The following is a 15,468-nucleotide window of genomic DNA, read 5'->3' on the forward strand; positions in this document are numbered from 1 at the left end:
GAGGAAGGATTACGAGTTCTTTTAGTCGAACATATATACTGAAAAGGAATCAAAAATTTTAATAAAATTAGGAGGCTATTATGGGAAGAGTAGTACATTTTGAAATTCATGTAGATGACATGGAACGAGCTACAAAGTTTTATGGAGAGGTATTTGGCTGGACATTTGAAGATTGGACTAATTATGCTGGAATGCCTTATTTTGGAGCTGTAACTGGTGATGCAAATGAACTTGGTATAAACGGAGCTCTAATGAAGCGTCAAGGTCCTCCGCCGCAACCAAACCAACCAATGAATGGCTTTGCTTGTACAATGGGCGTGGAGGATTATGATGCTACTGAAGCAAAAATTCTTTCTAATGGTGGCAAGGTTGCATTACCAAAGTATGCTCTTCCTGGTATGGCATGGCAAGGATATTATATCGATACTGAGGGAAATGTTATTGGCATTCATCAACCAGATGAGAATGCAAAATAGAAATCTACAAAAAACACTCACAACTGTTGGAAATTCAACAATTGTGAGTGTTTTTTTGGTTAAATGTAAAGAGTTCACATGTAATCTATAGCTGAAACTACCAGAAATTTTTTTTGCTGATATCAATTAAATAAGAAGATAGTTGAATTTCAGGGTGAAATTAATTAGGAACTGGAGAAAGGTATTTGGCATCATTATTGCGAAACATTCATTGAAAAAGACGTGTGAGTACTCACACGTCTTTTTTATCTATAACTAAGTCATTAGCAAAAAATGTTATATTTGGAAATTTATAATTGCTTTTTAGCGTAAAATTGATTACTATAAAAAGTAATTGGTGTTACAAAGTAATAAAAGTTACTCTAAAGAGTATCAAGCGCATGAAGAAAAGGGGAGATACCTATGATGAAAGCAAATGAAATCCATTATTCACGGGTCAATATGGGTCAATTTAGCCAAACTTTCAAACGTTTTTTGGAAAGGTTTGTAACGGCGGAAAGCTTTGAAGAGCTGAATAAATGGTTTTTATCTATTAATCAGCTACGGAATGAGTTTGAATCGATGGAGCAGCTTGCGTACTTGAAACATATGATCGATTTATCAAATGAAGAATATAAAAAAGAAAAAGCATATTTTGATCAAGTAAGCTCTGAGTATCAAGCCATAGTAACAGATTATTATAAAGCAATCTTACAAACCACTTATAGAACGCAGCTAGAGAAACGGTGGGGGTCTCAATTATTTAGAATTGCTGAATTAAAAGTAAAAACCTTCTCAGAAAATATTGTTGAAGAACTTCAACTTGAAAAGGAATTAATCGGTAAATACTTCTCCCTATTAGGGACAGCAGAATTAGAGTTTAATGAAATGAAGTTGAGTCTATTTGAATTAAATAGATACACGGTTTCAAATGATCGAAACGAACGGCGACAAGCATACACAACGATTTATTCGTTCTATGCTGCAAATGAAAAACAATTAGAAACCATACTTGATGACCTTATTAAAATAAGAACGAAAATGGCGAAAAAACTAGGATACGAAACATTTACTCAGCTAGGATATGACCGTTTAAAACGTACGAATTATAAACCAGAGGATGTAGAAGTCTACCGGAATCAGGTCAAACAATTTGGAGTTCCTTTTATTTCTAAACTACGTGAAAAACAAAGGAATAGAATTGGGGTAGAAAAACTGAAGTTTTATGATGAACGAGTATATTTTAAAAGCGGAGCTCCTAAATTGACTGGTAATGCAAATGATATCATTCAACGTGCTTTAACGATGTATTCCGAGCTTTCCTCGGAAACAAGAGAATTTTTTGAGTACATGGTTTCGGAAGGGAATATGGACCTTTTAAGTAAAAAAGGGAAACGAGGTGGTGCATTCGCCACGTATATGGCAACCGAAAAAGCACCATTTATTTTCGCTAATTTTGTCGGGATACCTAATGATGTAAGAGTATTAACTCATGAAGTTGGACACGCTTTTCAATTTTATTTGAGTCGAAATACACCTATACCCGAATATATTGCTCCAACTTATGATGCGGCTGAAATTCATTCCTTTACGATGGAGCGTTTTTCATGGCCTTGGATGGAGCTATTCTTCGGGAATGACGCTGCAAAATATAAATTTAGTCACTTAACTGAAGCCTTTATTCTGATGCCATGGGCCAATGCCATTGATGAATTTCAACATTATCTGTATGAAAATTGGGAAGCAACACCAGAAGAGAGAAAGGCAAAATGGAGGGAAATGGAAAGGGTTTACATGCCTGAAAAAGATTATGATGGATTTGATTTCCTAGAGCAAGGGGCAAGCTTTTATCAAATTGGACATCTATTTGAAACACCTTTTTACTTCATTGATTACGATATCGCTCATAATTGCGCTACCCAATTATGGATAAAATATAACGAATCTCTTGAAGAAGGCTGGAACGATTTTCTAAATATTTGTAGGGTTGGAGGCAGTGAATCGCTAGTAGAAATAATTAATCGAGCACGGCTATTATCTCCATTTGAAGTGGGTAGCTTGAAGTATATCATTGATTATGTAGACAAGTGGGTAGAGCAGTTTGAGGATGAAAGTTTTTAAAATGGATGCATTTGTTCTTTTCCTAAATATCCTTTTTTGGATAAAATAATTTACATCTACAGTCAAATGGCTATATGTGGCCAGGTCCCTTTTTGGATCTGGCCTTTTTGTTTCTTTAGCTTTGTTAAAGTTAAATGTTGATTTTCTTAAAGTTATTACGTAGCGAAGGATGACAAGCCCGATTTCAAAAAGTAATGCTAGACTGGTATCCGAAATGCAGTCCCCATGCATCCATGCATCGGATTTATAAATAACTATAAGAAATTCTTGGATCAGAATCGATTATATATTTCAGATCTGAATCCTGGATAATCCCAATTCTAAAAGAATTGGGATTACCTAATAGAGTAATGTCAGCCACATATTTACATTCAGCTTGCTCCTGAATTTTAACTTTATATTCGATATAGTTGTACTTGCCACTGTTAAAGCGTCGCAGTATTTTTTTGTGTTTTTCTTCAGTAAACAATGCTTCATGAAGGGTATGACTAGTCAATTCCTGGCCAATTAGTAACTTCAATCTCTCGATAATATCAGCATTATTAATCATAAAATTTCACCCTTTTTTGAACTGTTAATTTCCTACCTAATTCCATAGTTTTTTTCTATAACCATTCATCTGGTATAGAGCTATTATCAGCAATTAAGTAGGCAGCATTCGTGATGGCCTGTGCCAAAGTTTCACCTATTGCATAATGGTCATTAAAATAAACGCCTGTATGCCCATCGGCTTTATAGGTATAACCCATCATCTCCAATCGTTTTACAATTAACATCGCATGTTCTAGATTGTGTTCAGGTTGGAACTCTGAATCGTAAATAAATTTATTATTTTCAAAATCATACCATCGATCCCAACGATTTAATTTCCAACCTAGAATTCTTCGAGCTATTATTTCAATTTTATTCATTATCTTAACTCCTTTAAACAAGATAGCCTTAATCAAGAGAAAGAGAAAAAGTCAGGAACTACATCCTGACTTAACTGATATAACCTTTTTCCTTTAAGTATTCGTACGCAGCTGGTTGATTTTCTTCTTTAATCTGAAACTCCAATGTATTTTCCACGATTTTTGCGCAACGACCACCGAAGGGTTTTAGTTCCTCTTTAAGTACTTTAATCTCTGCGACACCTTTAATCGGATATGTTACTTTCATTCCAAACACCTCCCATAATTAAATATAAGGAATAGGAGTTATTTTAGCTGTGATAAAGATTACTTAGAATAAGGATTTTATCTGAACAATCTAGTTGATGATTTCACAAGAACTGTCCAGTTTCTTCAAATTATTATTTAAGAAAAATTCATTACGAACATCAAAGCAACTAGTCTATAATATAAGGATGTCCAAATTGGGCTTCAAAACTATCTATCAAGGAAACTAACAACAAGAATTAAGTAGGTGAAGACAATCGATGTCATTGAAACACGGGTGAGAGGGTTTATAGCTGATATTCAACACCCTAAACAAAAAAAGAAATTAAATATTAACGATTTAGAGCTTCAGTTGCGCAGGCTTTCGGAGGATTATTTTGAGATGGATGGTTATTTGTTGTTTTCCCGTGCAATCGAAATGTTGCAAGCGGAAGGACAGCTTATTCCGATTCGTAATAATCAATTTAATGGAAGAACGCCAGCGCTTGCCTTATATTACTGGGTTAATACTAAAGTACATTCAGTCTCATGGGACCGCCTTGAGATGATGAAGTTAAGTGATCAGTTTGATTTTTCCTACTATGAACGTCATCGAGAATGGCAAACGAAAGAGGAGTGGAATCGAATTCATCAGTTATATACATTTCTTCAATCTAGTCAGGAACGGGAATTGGTGTCCGTTGAAGAGAGAAGTCTGGAGCTGTTTGGCCATGAAAAGTTCTTGCTGGATAGTGTTAGCTTTCCTGAAGGTAAAGGCTTTTTAACTAGAATTGGAATAAAAGAAGAGCAACTGAAAATGGTGAATTACGGGGAGCCCTTTGTCTTTTGGCTGAAGGAAGGGAAGGAAATAAAGGACATTCAGCGTGTGCTAATCGTTGAAAATCTATCTTTCTTTCATACTAGCATTAAGTTATTGGATAGAAATCAACTTGATTACGAGCCTGACATGATTATCTATGGAGAAGGAACGAAAATTGAACGAAGCTTTTCCTTTTTCTTCCGAATGTTTCCGCCTAAACCTTATTTATTCTATTATGCAGGAGATATGGATGCCGCAGGGTATGGAATCCTCGTTCGGTTAACCGAAAAGTACCACGATTGCTGTATTCAACCCGCATTAAAAATTTATCGAAAAATGCTAGATTGCCAAGAACAAAAAAATGAGCAGAAACAAGGGCAAACGCAAAATATTCAATACCTTGAATCTTTCATTCAATGGTTCACGGAGGAGGAACAGCTTCTTTTGCGGCAATTATGGCAAGAAAATAAGCGGATTCCTCAAGAAGTCTTATCAATTGAAACGTGGAGGAGATGGATGTGAACGAATCATGGGAAGGCTTTGCCCAGCGTATGCAACGATTAAATCCATTGTTTGAGCTTGGAAGGGGTATGGAAGTAGGGGAATTGAAGCCTCATATCCAAACGATTCTCATGCAGGTACTCCTCGTCATTTTTTATCGAGAGCTTAATGATGATGATCATCGACGCAAATCGGATATCAAGTATATGATAGAAGATTCTATTAAACAAATGAAGCTATTAGCGGATGAAAAACAAATTGAACGAATGACAAGCGGACTGTTATATCAAGGGAAAGAGGAATATACTAAGCCGTTTGAAGCGTTATATTACGATGAAATCAGACAAACCTGGGAGACGCAAGTGTTCCGATACGTCACGATGGATGAATTATATACGAATTTAGAGCTAGGCGGCTCGATAGTTTATAAGCTGACCGACATCGCTCAGGAAATGATTTTTATGAGCAGGGAAATGGCAGAGGAATTTTCGATTACGATTGAACAGCTTTATAGTATACAGCTGATTAAAAACGGTAATTTTCGAAAAGCGACTCGCAACCTCGATCATCTCATTTCCCGTGTCAATCGTTTAATGGCAAAGGAATTTTCATTTCAAAAGGAAATGGTCAACAATCCAAAAATCCTTTTAATCGAAGAGGAAATGCAAAGGGCCGACAATCGTGTGGAAATTGAAAAGCAATTTGAAGAAGAAAAAAATCACTTTCGTACCATTACGAGCATGATTGAAAAAACAAAACGCAGGAATGAAGAAGACGATTATATTCAAAAGGAATTAATTCTTCTACAAGAGAAAATTGGCCATACAAGGCAATTACATGATCGTTTTGCGAAGTTAGTGATTCAGAATATTTCTTATGAGATGAAATTAAAAGTGGAGAATCCTTCGTTGTTTTGGGAAAATAGCTTGGTTTCCTTTCGCGAGCATTTTTATGAAGATTGGTTGTTGAAAGAAGGCTTTCAAAGCTTCGACACGATTGAAAGAGTTCTTTCTCCCCTATTTTCACCGAAAAATGAATTTATTTTACCTCTTGATTGGATCTGGGGTGAACAGGAATTCGATGAGAAACAACGAATCGATGAGGTCGCAGAAGAGGAGGCAGAAGAAAGCATTACTCGTCTGCGTGTAACGAACTGGGACTCAGTGATCAAGGCATGGAGCTATGTTTTTCAATACTTACAAACGTACCGAGAGTTTTCTCTTGCAGATTTAGCCCAGCTGCCATTAGAAGTGCAGGATTTATGGATAGAAGAATCGGAAACGATCGACCTTTGGATGATGTTTGATAAAAAGCCGTTGAAGGTTCAAGTGCTGCATCGGAAGGAAGAAACGTTAAGTGACGAGAGGGAGATTCTTTTACACAAACTAATGAAGGAATATCCGCAATTTGAAATGTTTGAAGGCTTGAAGATTTTTACAAGGTTTGACTATCGAGCGGAGCCACTCCTCTGGCAGCGAATGAAACTAACACCTTTTAAAATATGTGTACAGGGGGAGTAAGGATGAATGCAGAAAGTATCAAAAAGGCATCAGCTGTTTATTTTACTCTATTAAAAGAAAAAGTCATAGATGAAAATAGTGAACACTTCCAGACCTATTTTGATCCAGAGGTTAGACAGACTGTATTAATGCTAGCTGACGAATCGGGTACGTATATCATTGAATCGCCTAAACGGATTCATTTAGTCGTTCAGCCGACCGGATCTGTGTTTGCGACGAATTTTACTCATATGAAAGAAAAGCATAAGCAAGTCGAAACGAAAAAACATTTTCATTTGATTAGTGTGGTCATTATGTCTTTTTTAGCTACCATCGACCGTAATCAGGCTGCGAAAATCCGTACGAAGCGCGAAGGAATTAGCTATTATGCATTAGAACGACAAGTCAATGATTTAGTGATGAATTGGGATAGTATTCTCAAAAATATACCTACCTTCGGAGTAGAAGAACGCATTGATATGAACGAAGTGGTGACAACCTGGAAATACATGGAGGTTGACAGTGACGATTATGGGCTTAAAAAAGGCAATCGTCGAACGAGAATCGGGCTAATTGCCAGTGCGATGCGGTTATTAGAGACGGAAGGATTGATCGTCATTCTAGATCGCGACGATATTCCTAAGGCGATTCCGAAGAATGAGCTTTTTGAACGGATTGAATATTTGTATCACGATTATGATCGATACGAATTATTCAAGAAATTAATGACGACGGAGGAGAATGAGCATGCCGAAAATCCATCGAATTAGAATTGTTGGCCTGAAGTATGATGGCATGCAAAAGCAATATAAAGATACGACGTTTAATTTCCATAGCGCTGAAACATCTACGAATGGTTTGATTGCGATGATGAATGGTGGCGGAAAAGGGGTGTTCCTTCAAGCGATTTTTCAAATTCTTAAACCTGGAACTTCATGGGGAAAACAAAACAATCGTTTTTATCAGCAGTTCTTCTTTAATAATAAAGAGCAATTTATTCCTTATACCTTTCATATTCTCATTCAATGGGAATTGGATGGTGCAGACCGTCGCCATCTGATAACGGGTGGAATGTTTTCTGCCGAACAGCGGATCTCGATTAGTGAAGAGAGCGGAATGGAAAGTAAAACATTGGAACAGGAAGCAAAAATTCTCCCGAATATTACGTTTTATACTAGAGAATTTGAACGGAGAGAAGAGGCAGCGGTTGAGCATATTCCTCTTTATGAAAATGATGAAGTTGCCGACACCGAAACCTTGAAGGATTATTTGAAATGGAACGGCTATGATGTCTACCGAGACACGAAGAAGCACTATCGTATCCTTGATACATACGGGATTAACCGTAAAGACTGGGATATTATGAAAGACATCAACAAGGATGAAGGTGGCGTAGGTAAATATTTTGAAGGCGCAGAGGATGACCACTCCCTGTTTCAAAAACGAATCATTCCGACGGTTAGTCAAGTTTTACAACGAACCGAACATCAAAAGAACGACCTTGTCGAGATTTTCAAAAGCCAAGCTAGTATCGCAAAGGACTTGCCTGTGCTTTTAAAAAGAGAGCAAGCTCATAAAGAGTTCTTAGAAGATATTGTCCCCTTTGAAGACCATTTAGAAAAGGGAGTCGAGCATAAAGAAATTGTTCAAGACAGTTTGAAGGTAGGAAGACAGCTGCTTGGGGCATTAGGACATTTAAAGCAAGTGGAAGAAGAAACGCTGCTTTCGCTTGAAAAGGATATTGAGAAACTAACCTTGAGGCAAGTAGAGCTACGCTATCAACAGGACAATTTAGAGTATGCCAAGTCTCACCGAGAGGTTATGGACTGGGAGAAGAAATTAACGGAAGAAAGGAAGAAGCATACTTCCTTACAAGAAATCGTTAAAGAGAAACAAGAACGAAAAGAAGAGCTTGTCTTTCAATTATTATTGAAAGAGTGGAATGAAAATGAACAAACCATTCGTTCTCTGTCGCAGCAAATAGCAGTATTAGAGCAGAATAGTGGCTTAGAGCAAGTGAATCATAGAATGGATGAAATCAAAAAAGAAGCGAGACAGCAATGGGAACAATCCTATCAATCTATCCAAGAAGCGATTAAGCAGTATATTGGCTATCAAAAGTTTTTAAAGAAAAAAGAGGCGGAGCTTTCGCAACAAGATAAACAAAAGACAAAAGAAATTGCTCAGCTTCATACTGAAATTGATTTCTTTTATACCCAAATGCATACGTTTGATTCAAAGGTAGAAGCTCTCATCAAAGAGTTTGGTGACCGAATTTCTTATGACTTAATAGGGTTGGTGGATTCTCTCTCGAAACAAATAGCCGACAGAAAGACGAGTTTGATAGAACTGCAGGAAAAAGAGAAGGAATCAAGTGATAAGCAAAATCAGTTGGCCTCAGCTCATGGGACGCTAGTTCAATCGATACAGTTTTCAGAGGAAAAATGCGAACAATTAAACATAGCTTATGAAGAGCAAAAGCAAAAGGAAGAAAAGCTATTTGATAAGCTGCATGGTTTAGTAGATGATGTGTCAGTACCGTTTTCACAATCACTTTTGTCCAAGTATTCGATCCAAATGGAAGAAATGCTTAAGTATAACCGTGAACAAGGTGAACAGGTTAAAAAAGAGCTTTGGGAATCCCAGCTGGATCATTCCTTAAATGATGAGCATTTCTGGATTGCCAACAAAGATGTGAAGGAATTAAAGGAATGGATTGATGAAAAAACAGGAATTGATGTGTTTTATGGCTCGCAATTTCTTCAATCCTTAAGTGCAGAGGAAATGGCAAGAATGATGATTGCTTATCCGCTGCTAGCTTACGGGTTAGTCGTCAGCGGTAATCAATGGCAAAAAATTAATCAACAGGTTCTGACTGGAAGAATGTTTAACAGTCCTGTTCCGATTTTCTTGCGTGAAGAAATGAACCATGAAAATGAGCAAAACTCTTTTGTGATTATAAACGGAAGTGAGAAAGAGCTATTAAGCGATAAGCATCATTTCATCAACTGGAAAATAAAGATTGCTAAACAAATAGAAGAAAAGAAAGATACGCTAACTGAAATCGAAAAAACGGAAATTTCCTTACGCCGTATGTTGAAAGAAATGGATCGATTTTTATCAAAAGAGCTTTCAATTGACATGGAAAGAGCAATCATACAAGAGAAAAATTCCCTGCAAGCTAAGAAAACGAACCTTCAGGAGATTAAAACACAAGAGGATAAAGAGAAAGAATTACAGCTTCAGTTAAAGGATCAGCTGGAAAAGACAAAGTCTAAGATCGACAAGCTATCAAAAGATGTAGAAACCTTGGAGGAATTCATCCAAGAAAAAACGCTTCATGAAGAAAATAAGCGGGTTAAGCTTGAAAAAGAGAAACAAAAGGAAGCTTTCATTCTTATTCAGCAGGAAATAGGGAAAGAGCATCAAACCATCGTTGAAAGGCAACAAAAGTGGAATCAAACCTATTTTGAATGGAAGCTCACAACCGAACAAAATATTAAGGAGATTTCCTTCTTTATTGAGGAAGCGGTATTCCCTAGTGATGAAAAGTCAGAGTTATCTGAAGAGGTTCCACGGCTATCGTCCCATATATTAGAAGAAATTAATGGAAGAATGGACGAGCTAAAACAGCTTCAAAAATCCAAGGAAGAGCAGGCTCGGGAATTACTCGTCTTTCAAGCGAAAAAAGAAACCGAACAAAAGCAGCAAAAGAAATTAGAGAAAAAACTCGATAACCAACAGAAAGATTGGAATCAAGCTACTGAGCCCAATGAACCTATGAGCATATTAGAAAATATGCTTCAAACCGCACAAAAGGAAGCAAAATCAGTTGAAAAAGAAGAAAGAGAACAAGGAACAGCCGTAACGGTAGCCGAAACATCTTTGCAGCATGCGAATGAACAGCGTGAAAAGCAAGGCAAAAAGGTAGCCAAGCATGAGCAACAGCCTCAAAGCTGGGAAGACCTAGACTTACAAATCAAGGCTGTTGAAATCAAAGACCAAACAAAAGTAACAAAAGATGAAATAAAACAGGCGGAGAAACGTCAAAAAGAAACCGAAACAAATATTACGGGATATGAAGGAGACTTGTTAACCTTATCCGTTATCCTAAAGGAGGAAGCGGCAGCCTTTACCGAACAAGAAATAGAAAAAATTAAGACTCAAGGAAAAGCATGCATCTTAAATTGGTGTGAAGAACATCAAAGTATTCAAGAAGAAGGTCAAGAAAAGCATGCAAAAATCGAGCAGTCATTGCGCAATTTAAAGCTGACAATTGAAGGGAAAGATTGGGAAATCCGCTTTAAAAATGAAGTCTTAACGACGTTAGACCATATGGATACAAGACATTATGTTCATATACAAAGTATCGTTAAAAATATGAAGCGTTTTTCTCAAAGTGGATTGGAACAATTGGAACGAGACAAGGAACGAGCAGAAAAAGCTCAAAGCTTCTGGGCTAGCCGTGCTAGCATGAAGGTCATGAGCATTGTCGAATCCATTCGTTCGATGATAGCAAAAATGAAGCTAAAAAATGAACGAGGATCATTCCCGCTTGTACAGCTCAAGGAAGACATTTTACCGAAAAAACCTGAAGATATCGAGCCACTATTGAAACAGCATTTCGTAGCAGCAATCAATAAAATCACTAAGCAATTTGATTTGATTGATGATCATAATCGAGCGTTAGATGAAGCAGTCAAGGAACTCGTTAGTGATGAACAAATCTTATTTGTCTCGCTCAGAAATCGATATCCTGAACTACTCGTTTATAATATGAGAACGGATAATGCCTTTATGTACGGAAAACCACAGCGAGAGCATTATTCAACGTGGCAGACGATTAATCAAGGCTCTCGAACGAAATCAGATGGTAGTGGTGGACAAAAGCTGTCCGCACGGATGGTGATGATGATGATGTTATTATCCGTGAAAAGCGAGACTGACCAAAGTTGGGTGCCTTTAGTCTGTGATAATCCGTTCGGACAAGCAGCATCGGCACACGTCCTTGACCCGATTTTCGCGGTGGCCGAGAAACTGAAGTTCCAGTTTATTGTCGTTACACCGCCCGAACTCGTTAAAACTGAAATCAGCCAAAGATTTGAAGCTTATTATAAACTGGACTTCATTCGTGAGAAAGGAAAAGAAATAGTATCGGAAACAATTGTTCCAGCATTTCGGATATACCAAGGGTGATGATACATGGGAGGGACTGTCGACAATCGTTTTCGTTAGACAAATCAAAATAACCTTCCACATATCTCGAATGAAAACATGTTCCTAACTGGGGACATGTTTTTTTGTTTTTAGCTAACATCAACATACGTAAGAAATTCTTGAATATAAATAAAGCATAAAATATCTTACTTGTTGGTAATATCGAAATCAAATTTTTAAAAAAAGTGTCTATAAAAAACGAGTCGAAGGGTGTTGTTGCAATGAAGCTCAATGACATAAGCACCTCAGTGCCCAAAAAGGACCATAAAGGAAAAGTATCGGGTCAGTTACCCTATATTAGTGATGTGAAAGTGGAAAATATGGTTTATGGTGTTTTGTATCGCTCGCCTATTGCGTATGGGAAAATTAGTACCATTCAATTACCAAACTTACCTGCAGGGTATGAAGTAGTTGGTTCAGAGCAAATCCCTGGACCGAATTACGTCAAAATTATCAAAGAGGATCAGCCCATTTTTGCTTCGGAGTGGGTCAATTATATTGGTGAACCGATTCTCATGCTCGTTGGAAAAGAGCTGAATACCCTTTACAGATTATTAAATGAAGTGAAGATTGAATTTGAAGAGCATCAGGCTATCTATACGTTAGAGGATGCCATCTATCGAAAATCAGAATCCGGGGTCACTATGGCTAGTTATGAATTTGGTGAAAGCTTAGAGATCATTTCAGCGATTGAACATGGCGCTCATCAAATCATCGAGGAAGAATATGATACAGGTTATCAGGAACATGTTTACCTTGAGCCACAAGGAATGCTCGCCCTTTACAAGGATGATGAAATCATCGTCCAAGGATCGATGCAATGTCTTTATTATATAAAAAATGCCTTGCTAAGCGCTTTAGCCTGTGGTGAAGATGAAGTGAGAGTTATTCAAAGTGCTACAGGGGGAGGTTTTGGAGGCAAAGAAGAATATCCATCGATGATGGCCTGTCACGTTGCCGTTGCGGCAAGAGCTGTCAAAAAATCAGTGATGCTCGTGTATGACCGTTCAGAGGATATGGTCGTCACGACAAAAAGGCATCCAGCTAAAATAAACTATCGAACGTCCCTTGATAAGGATGGAAATATTTTGAGCATGTGTGTCGATCTCTTTCTGGATGCAGGAGCCAATGAGGGATTAAGCTCTGTTGTGCTACAGCGGGCATTACTGAATAGTGCCGGTGTTTATAAAATTCCTCATTTTCATGCAAAAGGTTTTGTCTTAAAAACGAATACCGTTCCAAACGGTGCCTTCAGAGGCTTTGGTGCTCCACAAAGCTTTGCCGGGATCGAAAGTCATATCGGACATCTTAGTAAACAAGCAAAAATCGACCCACTTGAATATAAACGAAAATACCTCGTCAAACAAGGAGACCCCACCATCACTAAAGGTAATTTCCGCGACCCTGTATTAATGGAAGAAATGATTGAGGACCTACTCTATTCATCAGACTATAAAAAGAAAAAAGAAGACTTTCAGCGCTTCAATCAACAAAATCAGCGTTATAAAAAAGGGATGGGGACTTCATTGTTCCTCCACGGATGTGGCTTTACAGGTAGTGGTGAAAGAGATCATATTAAAGCAACGGTGAAGCTAGTTAAAACCAAAAACGACCACGTATCGCTAAAAATCTCAAATTCTGATATGGGACAAGGAATTTTGACAACATTATGTAAAATTGTCGCCAAAGAACTAGACATTTCGTACGAGCAGGTTTTCTATCCTGATCCTGATACGAAGGAGGTTCCCGACTCTGGACCGACTGTTGCCTCTAGGACAACGATGATTGTCGGGAAATTGCTTGAACGGGCGGCAAGAAAACTGAAAACACAGTGGCTATCAGGAGTAGAGCAGGAAGTGGAGGAGCATTATATTCACCGTGAAATGATTCCTTGGAATGAGAAAACTTTTACTGGTGATGCCTATCCAGCCTATTCATGGGGTGTTAATTTCGTTGAAGTGGAAGTGGATACATTAACTGGCAATGTAAGGCTAGAAAAAGTATATGCCAATTATGAAGTGGGAAAGGTCATCGATGAACGGATTATGAAAGGTCAAATTGACGGTGGTTTGGCACAAGGGTTAGCGTATGGTTATTTAGAAAAAATGACGTCAAAGCAAGGCAAAATCCAACAAAAAAGCATATCGGATTATGGACCGCCGACATCATTGGACGTTGTTCCGATTGATAGCAAGGTATTTGATAACCCTTATACTGATGGTCCATACGGCGCAAAAGGCGCAGGTGAATTGACTTTAATAGGCGGAGCACCAGCCGTTCAGTCAGCAATCGAGAATGCACTGCAAACTTCTTTTCAACAAATTCCGATTACACCTGAAGTTATTATAAATAGTCTTTGGACGAAAGAAGGTGAAGAGGGTTGATTACATTCACACTAAATGGAAGAGTGGTAGAAACGGACGCCCCTGCTACAGTCCGATTACTAGATTTAATAAGAGATGATTTTGAGTTAATTGGAACAAAGGAAGGCTGCGGTGAAGGCGAATGTGGAGCCTGCAGTGTTTTTGTCAATAACCTTGTCCAAAACAGCTGCCTGATCCCAATTGGCTCGATTGCTGGTGCCAATATTCAAACGATCGAAGGAATTATTGAAACGGAACAATTTAAGATTTTAGATGAAAGCTATTCTGTTGCCGGTGGAGTGCAATGCGGCTATTGCATTCCAGGGATGATTATGGCAAGTGCGGCTTTATTATCGAAAAATCCCCATCCATCAGAAACAGAAATCCGCGAAGGCATTTCGGGAAATCTTTGCAGATGTACTGGTTACAATATGATTGTAGATGCGATTAATTTGGCAGCTCAAAAAGGTGATGGCATATGGCAGAAAAAGTAACCGCTTATCGATTCGACCGTATAGACGAAACCTTAAGCCAATTGAATAGAGAAGACTGTGCAATCATTGCAGGTGGCACAGATGTTATGGTTCTTCACAAAAGTCGTCGTGGGGTACCTCCCAAATTTTCTAAACCGATTGTTTTCATAGACCACCTTTCAGAATTAAAGCAGGTGTATCAAACTGACAAGGATCTCCACATAGGTGCCTGCTGTACCTATACTGAATTACTTGAACATCCATTAATCCCAACGCCAATAAAGAGCGCAATTAAAACCATAGCTGCACCGGCAATTAGAAACCGAGGAACAGTAGGTGGTAATATTTGCAACGCCTCACCAGCAGGTGATATGCTTCCCTTATTATATGTATACAATGCAAAGGTACTGTTGCGGTCTGTAAATGGTGATCGCTTTGTTGCGATTAGCGATTTTATTCAAGGTCCAAGACGAATTCAACGCCTACACAATGAAATCGTAACGGAAATAATTCTGCCGTCCGTATTAGAAGAAGGTACACATGTCATTTTTGAGAAAGTAGGCAATCGTAACGCAGATGCCATTGCCAAAGTATCGTTTGCAGGTTTCATGCGGATAAACAAAGAACGAATCGAGGACATTCGCTTTGCCTTCGGAGCTGTCGGACCTACTATGATACGTTCCCGTGAAATTGAGAAGAAGTTGGTAGGAAAAACCTTGCCATTAGCCGATGCAGAAATCGATACGATTGTTGCAGAATTCGATAAAATCATCAGACCAATCGACGATCAACGCTCTACTGCTGTTTACAGAAAAACCGTTGCGTTAAATCTTTTGCGTTATTTTCTTAGCTTGAAGCAATGAAAAATGGGGTGGGTTCTATT

General features: G+C 38.1%; 12 protein-coding genes. 9 read left to right on the forward strand and 3 right to left on the reverse strand.

Annotation, left to right across the window (positions count from 1 at the left end):
* The first annotated feature begins 80 nt into the window (after positions 1–80).
* Positions 81–476: a VOC family protein gene (locus LRP83_RS06420; RefSeq protein ID WP_230495865.1), complete on the forward strand. Its 396-nt coding sequence runs from the start codon at positions 81–83 to the stop codon at positions 474–476.
* A gap of 402 nt (positions 477–878) precedes the next feature.
* On the forward strand, positions 879–2,576 hold the full coding sequence (locus tag LRP83_RS06425; RefSeq protein WP_230495866.1) for a M3 family oligoendopeptidase: 1,698 nt from the start codon (positions 879–881) through the stop codon (positions 2,574–2,576).
* Between the two features lie 244 nt (positions 2,577–2,820).
* Here the strand turns inward: LRP83_RS06425 and LRP83_RS06430 are convergent, their stop codons facing one another.
* The 3 genes from LRP83_RS06430 to LRP83_RS06440 form a co-directional block, all read right to left on the reverse strand.
* Positions 2,821–3,126, reverse strand: a complete 306-nt coding sequence (locus tag LRP83_RS06430; protein ID WP_230495867.1) for a hypothetical protein — start codon at positions 3,124–3,126, stop codon at positions 2,821–2,823.
* A gap of 55 nt (positions 3,127–3,181) precedes the next feature.
* Positions 3,182–3,487 (reverse strand): BC1872 family protein, encoded by a 306-nt coding sequence (locus LRP83_RS06435; RefSeq protein ID WP_230495868.1) that lies wholly within the window; start codon positions 3,485–3,487, stop codon positions 3,182–3,184.
* A 70-nt stretch (positions 3,488–3,557) separates the two neighbouring features.
* Complete coding sequence (locus tag LRP83_RS06440) at positions 3,558–3,734, reverse strand: hypothetical protein (RefSeq protein WP_230495869.1); 177 nt, start codon at positions 3,732–3,734, stop codon at positions 3,558–3,560.
* Between the two features lie 246 nt (positions 3,735–3,980).
* On the opposite strand from LRP83_RS06440, the gene LRP83_RS06445 reads away from it, so the two are divergent.
* From LRP83_RS06445 to LRP83_RS06475, 7 genes are all read left to right on the forward strand, one after another.
* Positions 3,981–5,054 (forward strand): Wadjet anti-phage system protein JetD domain-containing protein, encoded by a 1,074-nt coding sequence (locus tag LRP83_RS06445; protein WP_230495870.1) that lies wholly within the window; start codon positions 3,981–3,983, stop codon positions 5,052–5,054.
* Positions 5,045–6,553, forward strand: a complete 1,509-nt coding sequence (locus tag LRP83_RS06450) for a hypothetical protein (RefSeq protein ID WP_230495871.1) — start codon at positions 5,045–5,047, stop codon at positions 6,551–6,553. Before LRP83_RS06445 ends, LRP83_RS06450 begins: the two co-directional genes overlap by 10 nt.
* Before the next feature lie 2 nt (positions 6,554–6,555).
* On the forward strand, positions 6,556–7,302 hold the full coding sequence (locus LRP83_RS06455) for a DUF6063 family protein (protein ID WP_230495872.1): 747 nt from the start codon (positions 6,556–6,558) through the stop codon (positions 7,300–7,302).
* A complete protein-coding gene (locus LRP83_RS06460) occupies positions 7,280–11,728 on the forward strand; it encodes a coiled-coil domain-containing protein (RefSeq protein WP_230495873.1) in 4,449 nt (1,482 codons plus the stop codon). The genes LRP83_RS06455 and LRP83_RS06460 overlap by 23 nt, the downstream gene beginning before the upstream one ends.
* A gap of 242 nt (positions 11,729–11,970) precedes the next feature.
* Positions 11,971–14,133 carry a xanthine dehydrogenase family protein molybdopterin-binding subunit gene (locus LRP83_RS06465; protein ID WP_230495874.1) on the forward strand — a complete coding sequence of 721 codons (2,163 nt, stop codon included), beginning with the start codon at positions 11,971–11,973 and terminating at the stop codon, positions 14,131–14,133.
* Positions 14,130–14,606, forward strand: coding sequence for a (2Fe-2S)-binding protein (locus LRP83_RS06470; protein ID WP_230495875.1), 477 nt, complete (start codon positions 14,130–14,132; stop codon positions 14,604–14,606). The genes LRP83_RS06465 and LRP83_RS06470 overlap by 4 nt, the downstream gene beginning before the upstream one ends.
* Positions 14,591–15,448 (forward strand): FAD binding domain-containing protein, encoded by an 858-nt coding sequence (locus LRP83_RS06475; protein ID WP_230495876.1) that lies wholly within the window; start codon positions 14,591–14,593, stop codon positions 15,446–15,448. The genes LRP83_RS06470 and LRP83_RS06475 overlap by 16 nt, the downstream gene beginning before the upstream one ends.
* Positions 15,449–15,468 lie beyond the last annotated feature (20 nt).

The sequence above is a fragment of the Pseudoneobacillus rhizosphaerae genome (assembly GCF_917563885.1).
GTDB lineage: Bacteria > Bacillota > Bacilli > Bacillales > Cytobacillaceae > Pseudoneobacillus > Pseudoneobacillus rhizosphaerae.

What these genes read in the sequence shown, in the direction of transcription:
- LRP83_RS06475 (WP_230495876.1), top strand. Translation starts at nt 14,591, where the DNA reads ATGGCAGAAAAAGTAACCGCTTATCGATTCGACCGTATAGACGAAACC.
- LRP83_RS06440 (WP_230495869.1), bottom strand. Translation starts at nt 3,734, where the DNA reads ATGAAAGTAACATATCCGATTAAAGGTGTCGCAGAGATTAAAGTACTT.
- LRP83_RS06425 (WP_230495866.1), top strand. Translation starts at nt 879, where the DNA reads ATGATGAAAGCAAATGAAATCCATTATTCACGGGTCAATATGGGTCAA.
- LRP83_RS06430 (WP_230495867.1), bottom strand. Translation starts at nt 3,126, where the DNA reads ATGATTAATAATGCTGATATTATCGAGAGATTGAAGTTACTAATTGGC.
- LRP83_RS06460 (WP_230495873.1), top strand. Translation starts at nt 7,280, where the DNA reads ATGCCGAAAATCCATCGAATTAGAATTGTTGGCCTGAAGTATGATGGC.
- LRP83_RS06420 (WP_230495865.1), top strand. Translation starts at nt 81, where the DNA reads ATGGGAAGAGTAGTACATTTTGAAATTCATGTAGATGACATGGAACGA.
- LRP83_RS06450 (WP_230495871.1), top strand. Translation starts at nt 5,045, where the DNA reads ATGGATGTGAACGAATCATGGGAAGGCTTTGCCCAGCGTATGCAACGA.
- LRP83_RS06435 (WP_230495868.1), bottom strand. Translation starts at nt 3,487, where the DNA reads ATGAATAAAATTGAAATAATAGCTCGAAGAATTCTAGGTTGGAAATTA.
- LRP83_RS06455 (WP_230495872.1), top strand. Translation starts at nt 6,556, where the DNA reads ATGAATGCAGAAAGTATCAAAAAGGCATCAGCTGTTTATTTTACTCTA.
- LRP83_RS06465 (WP_230495874.1), top strand. Translation starts at nt 11,971, where the DNA reads ATGAAGCTCAATGACATAAGCACCTCAGTGCCCAAAAAGGACCATAAA.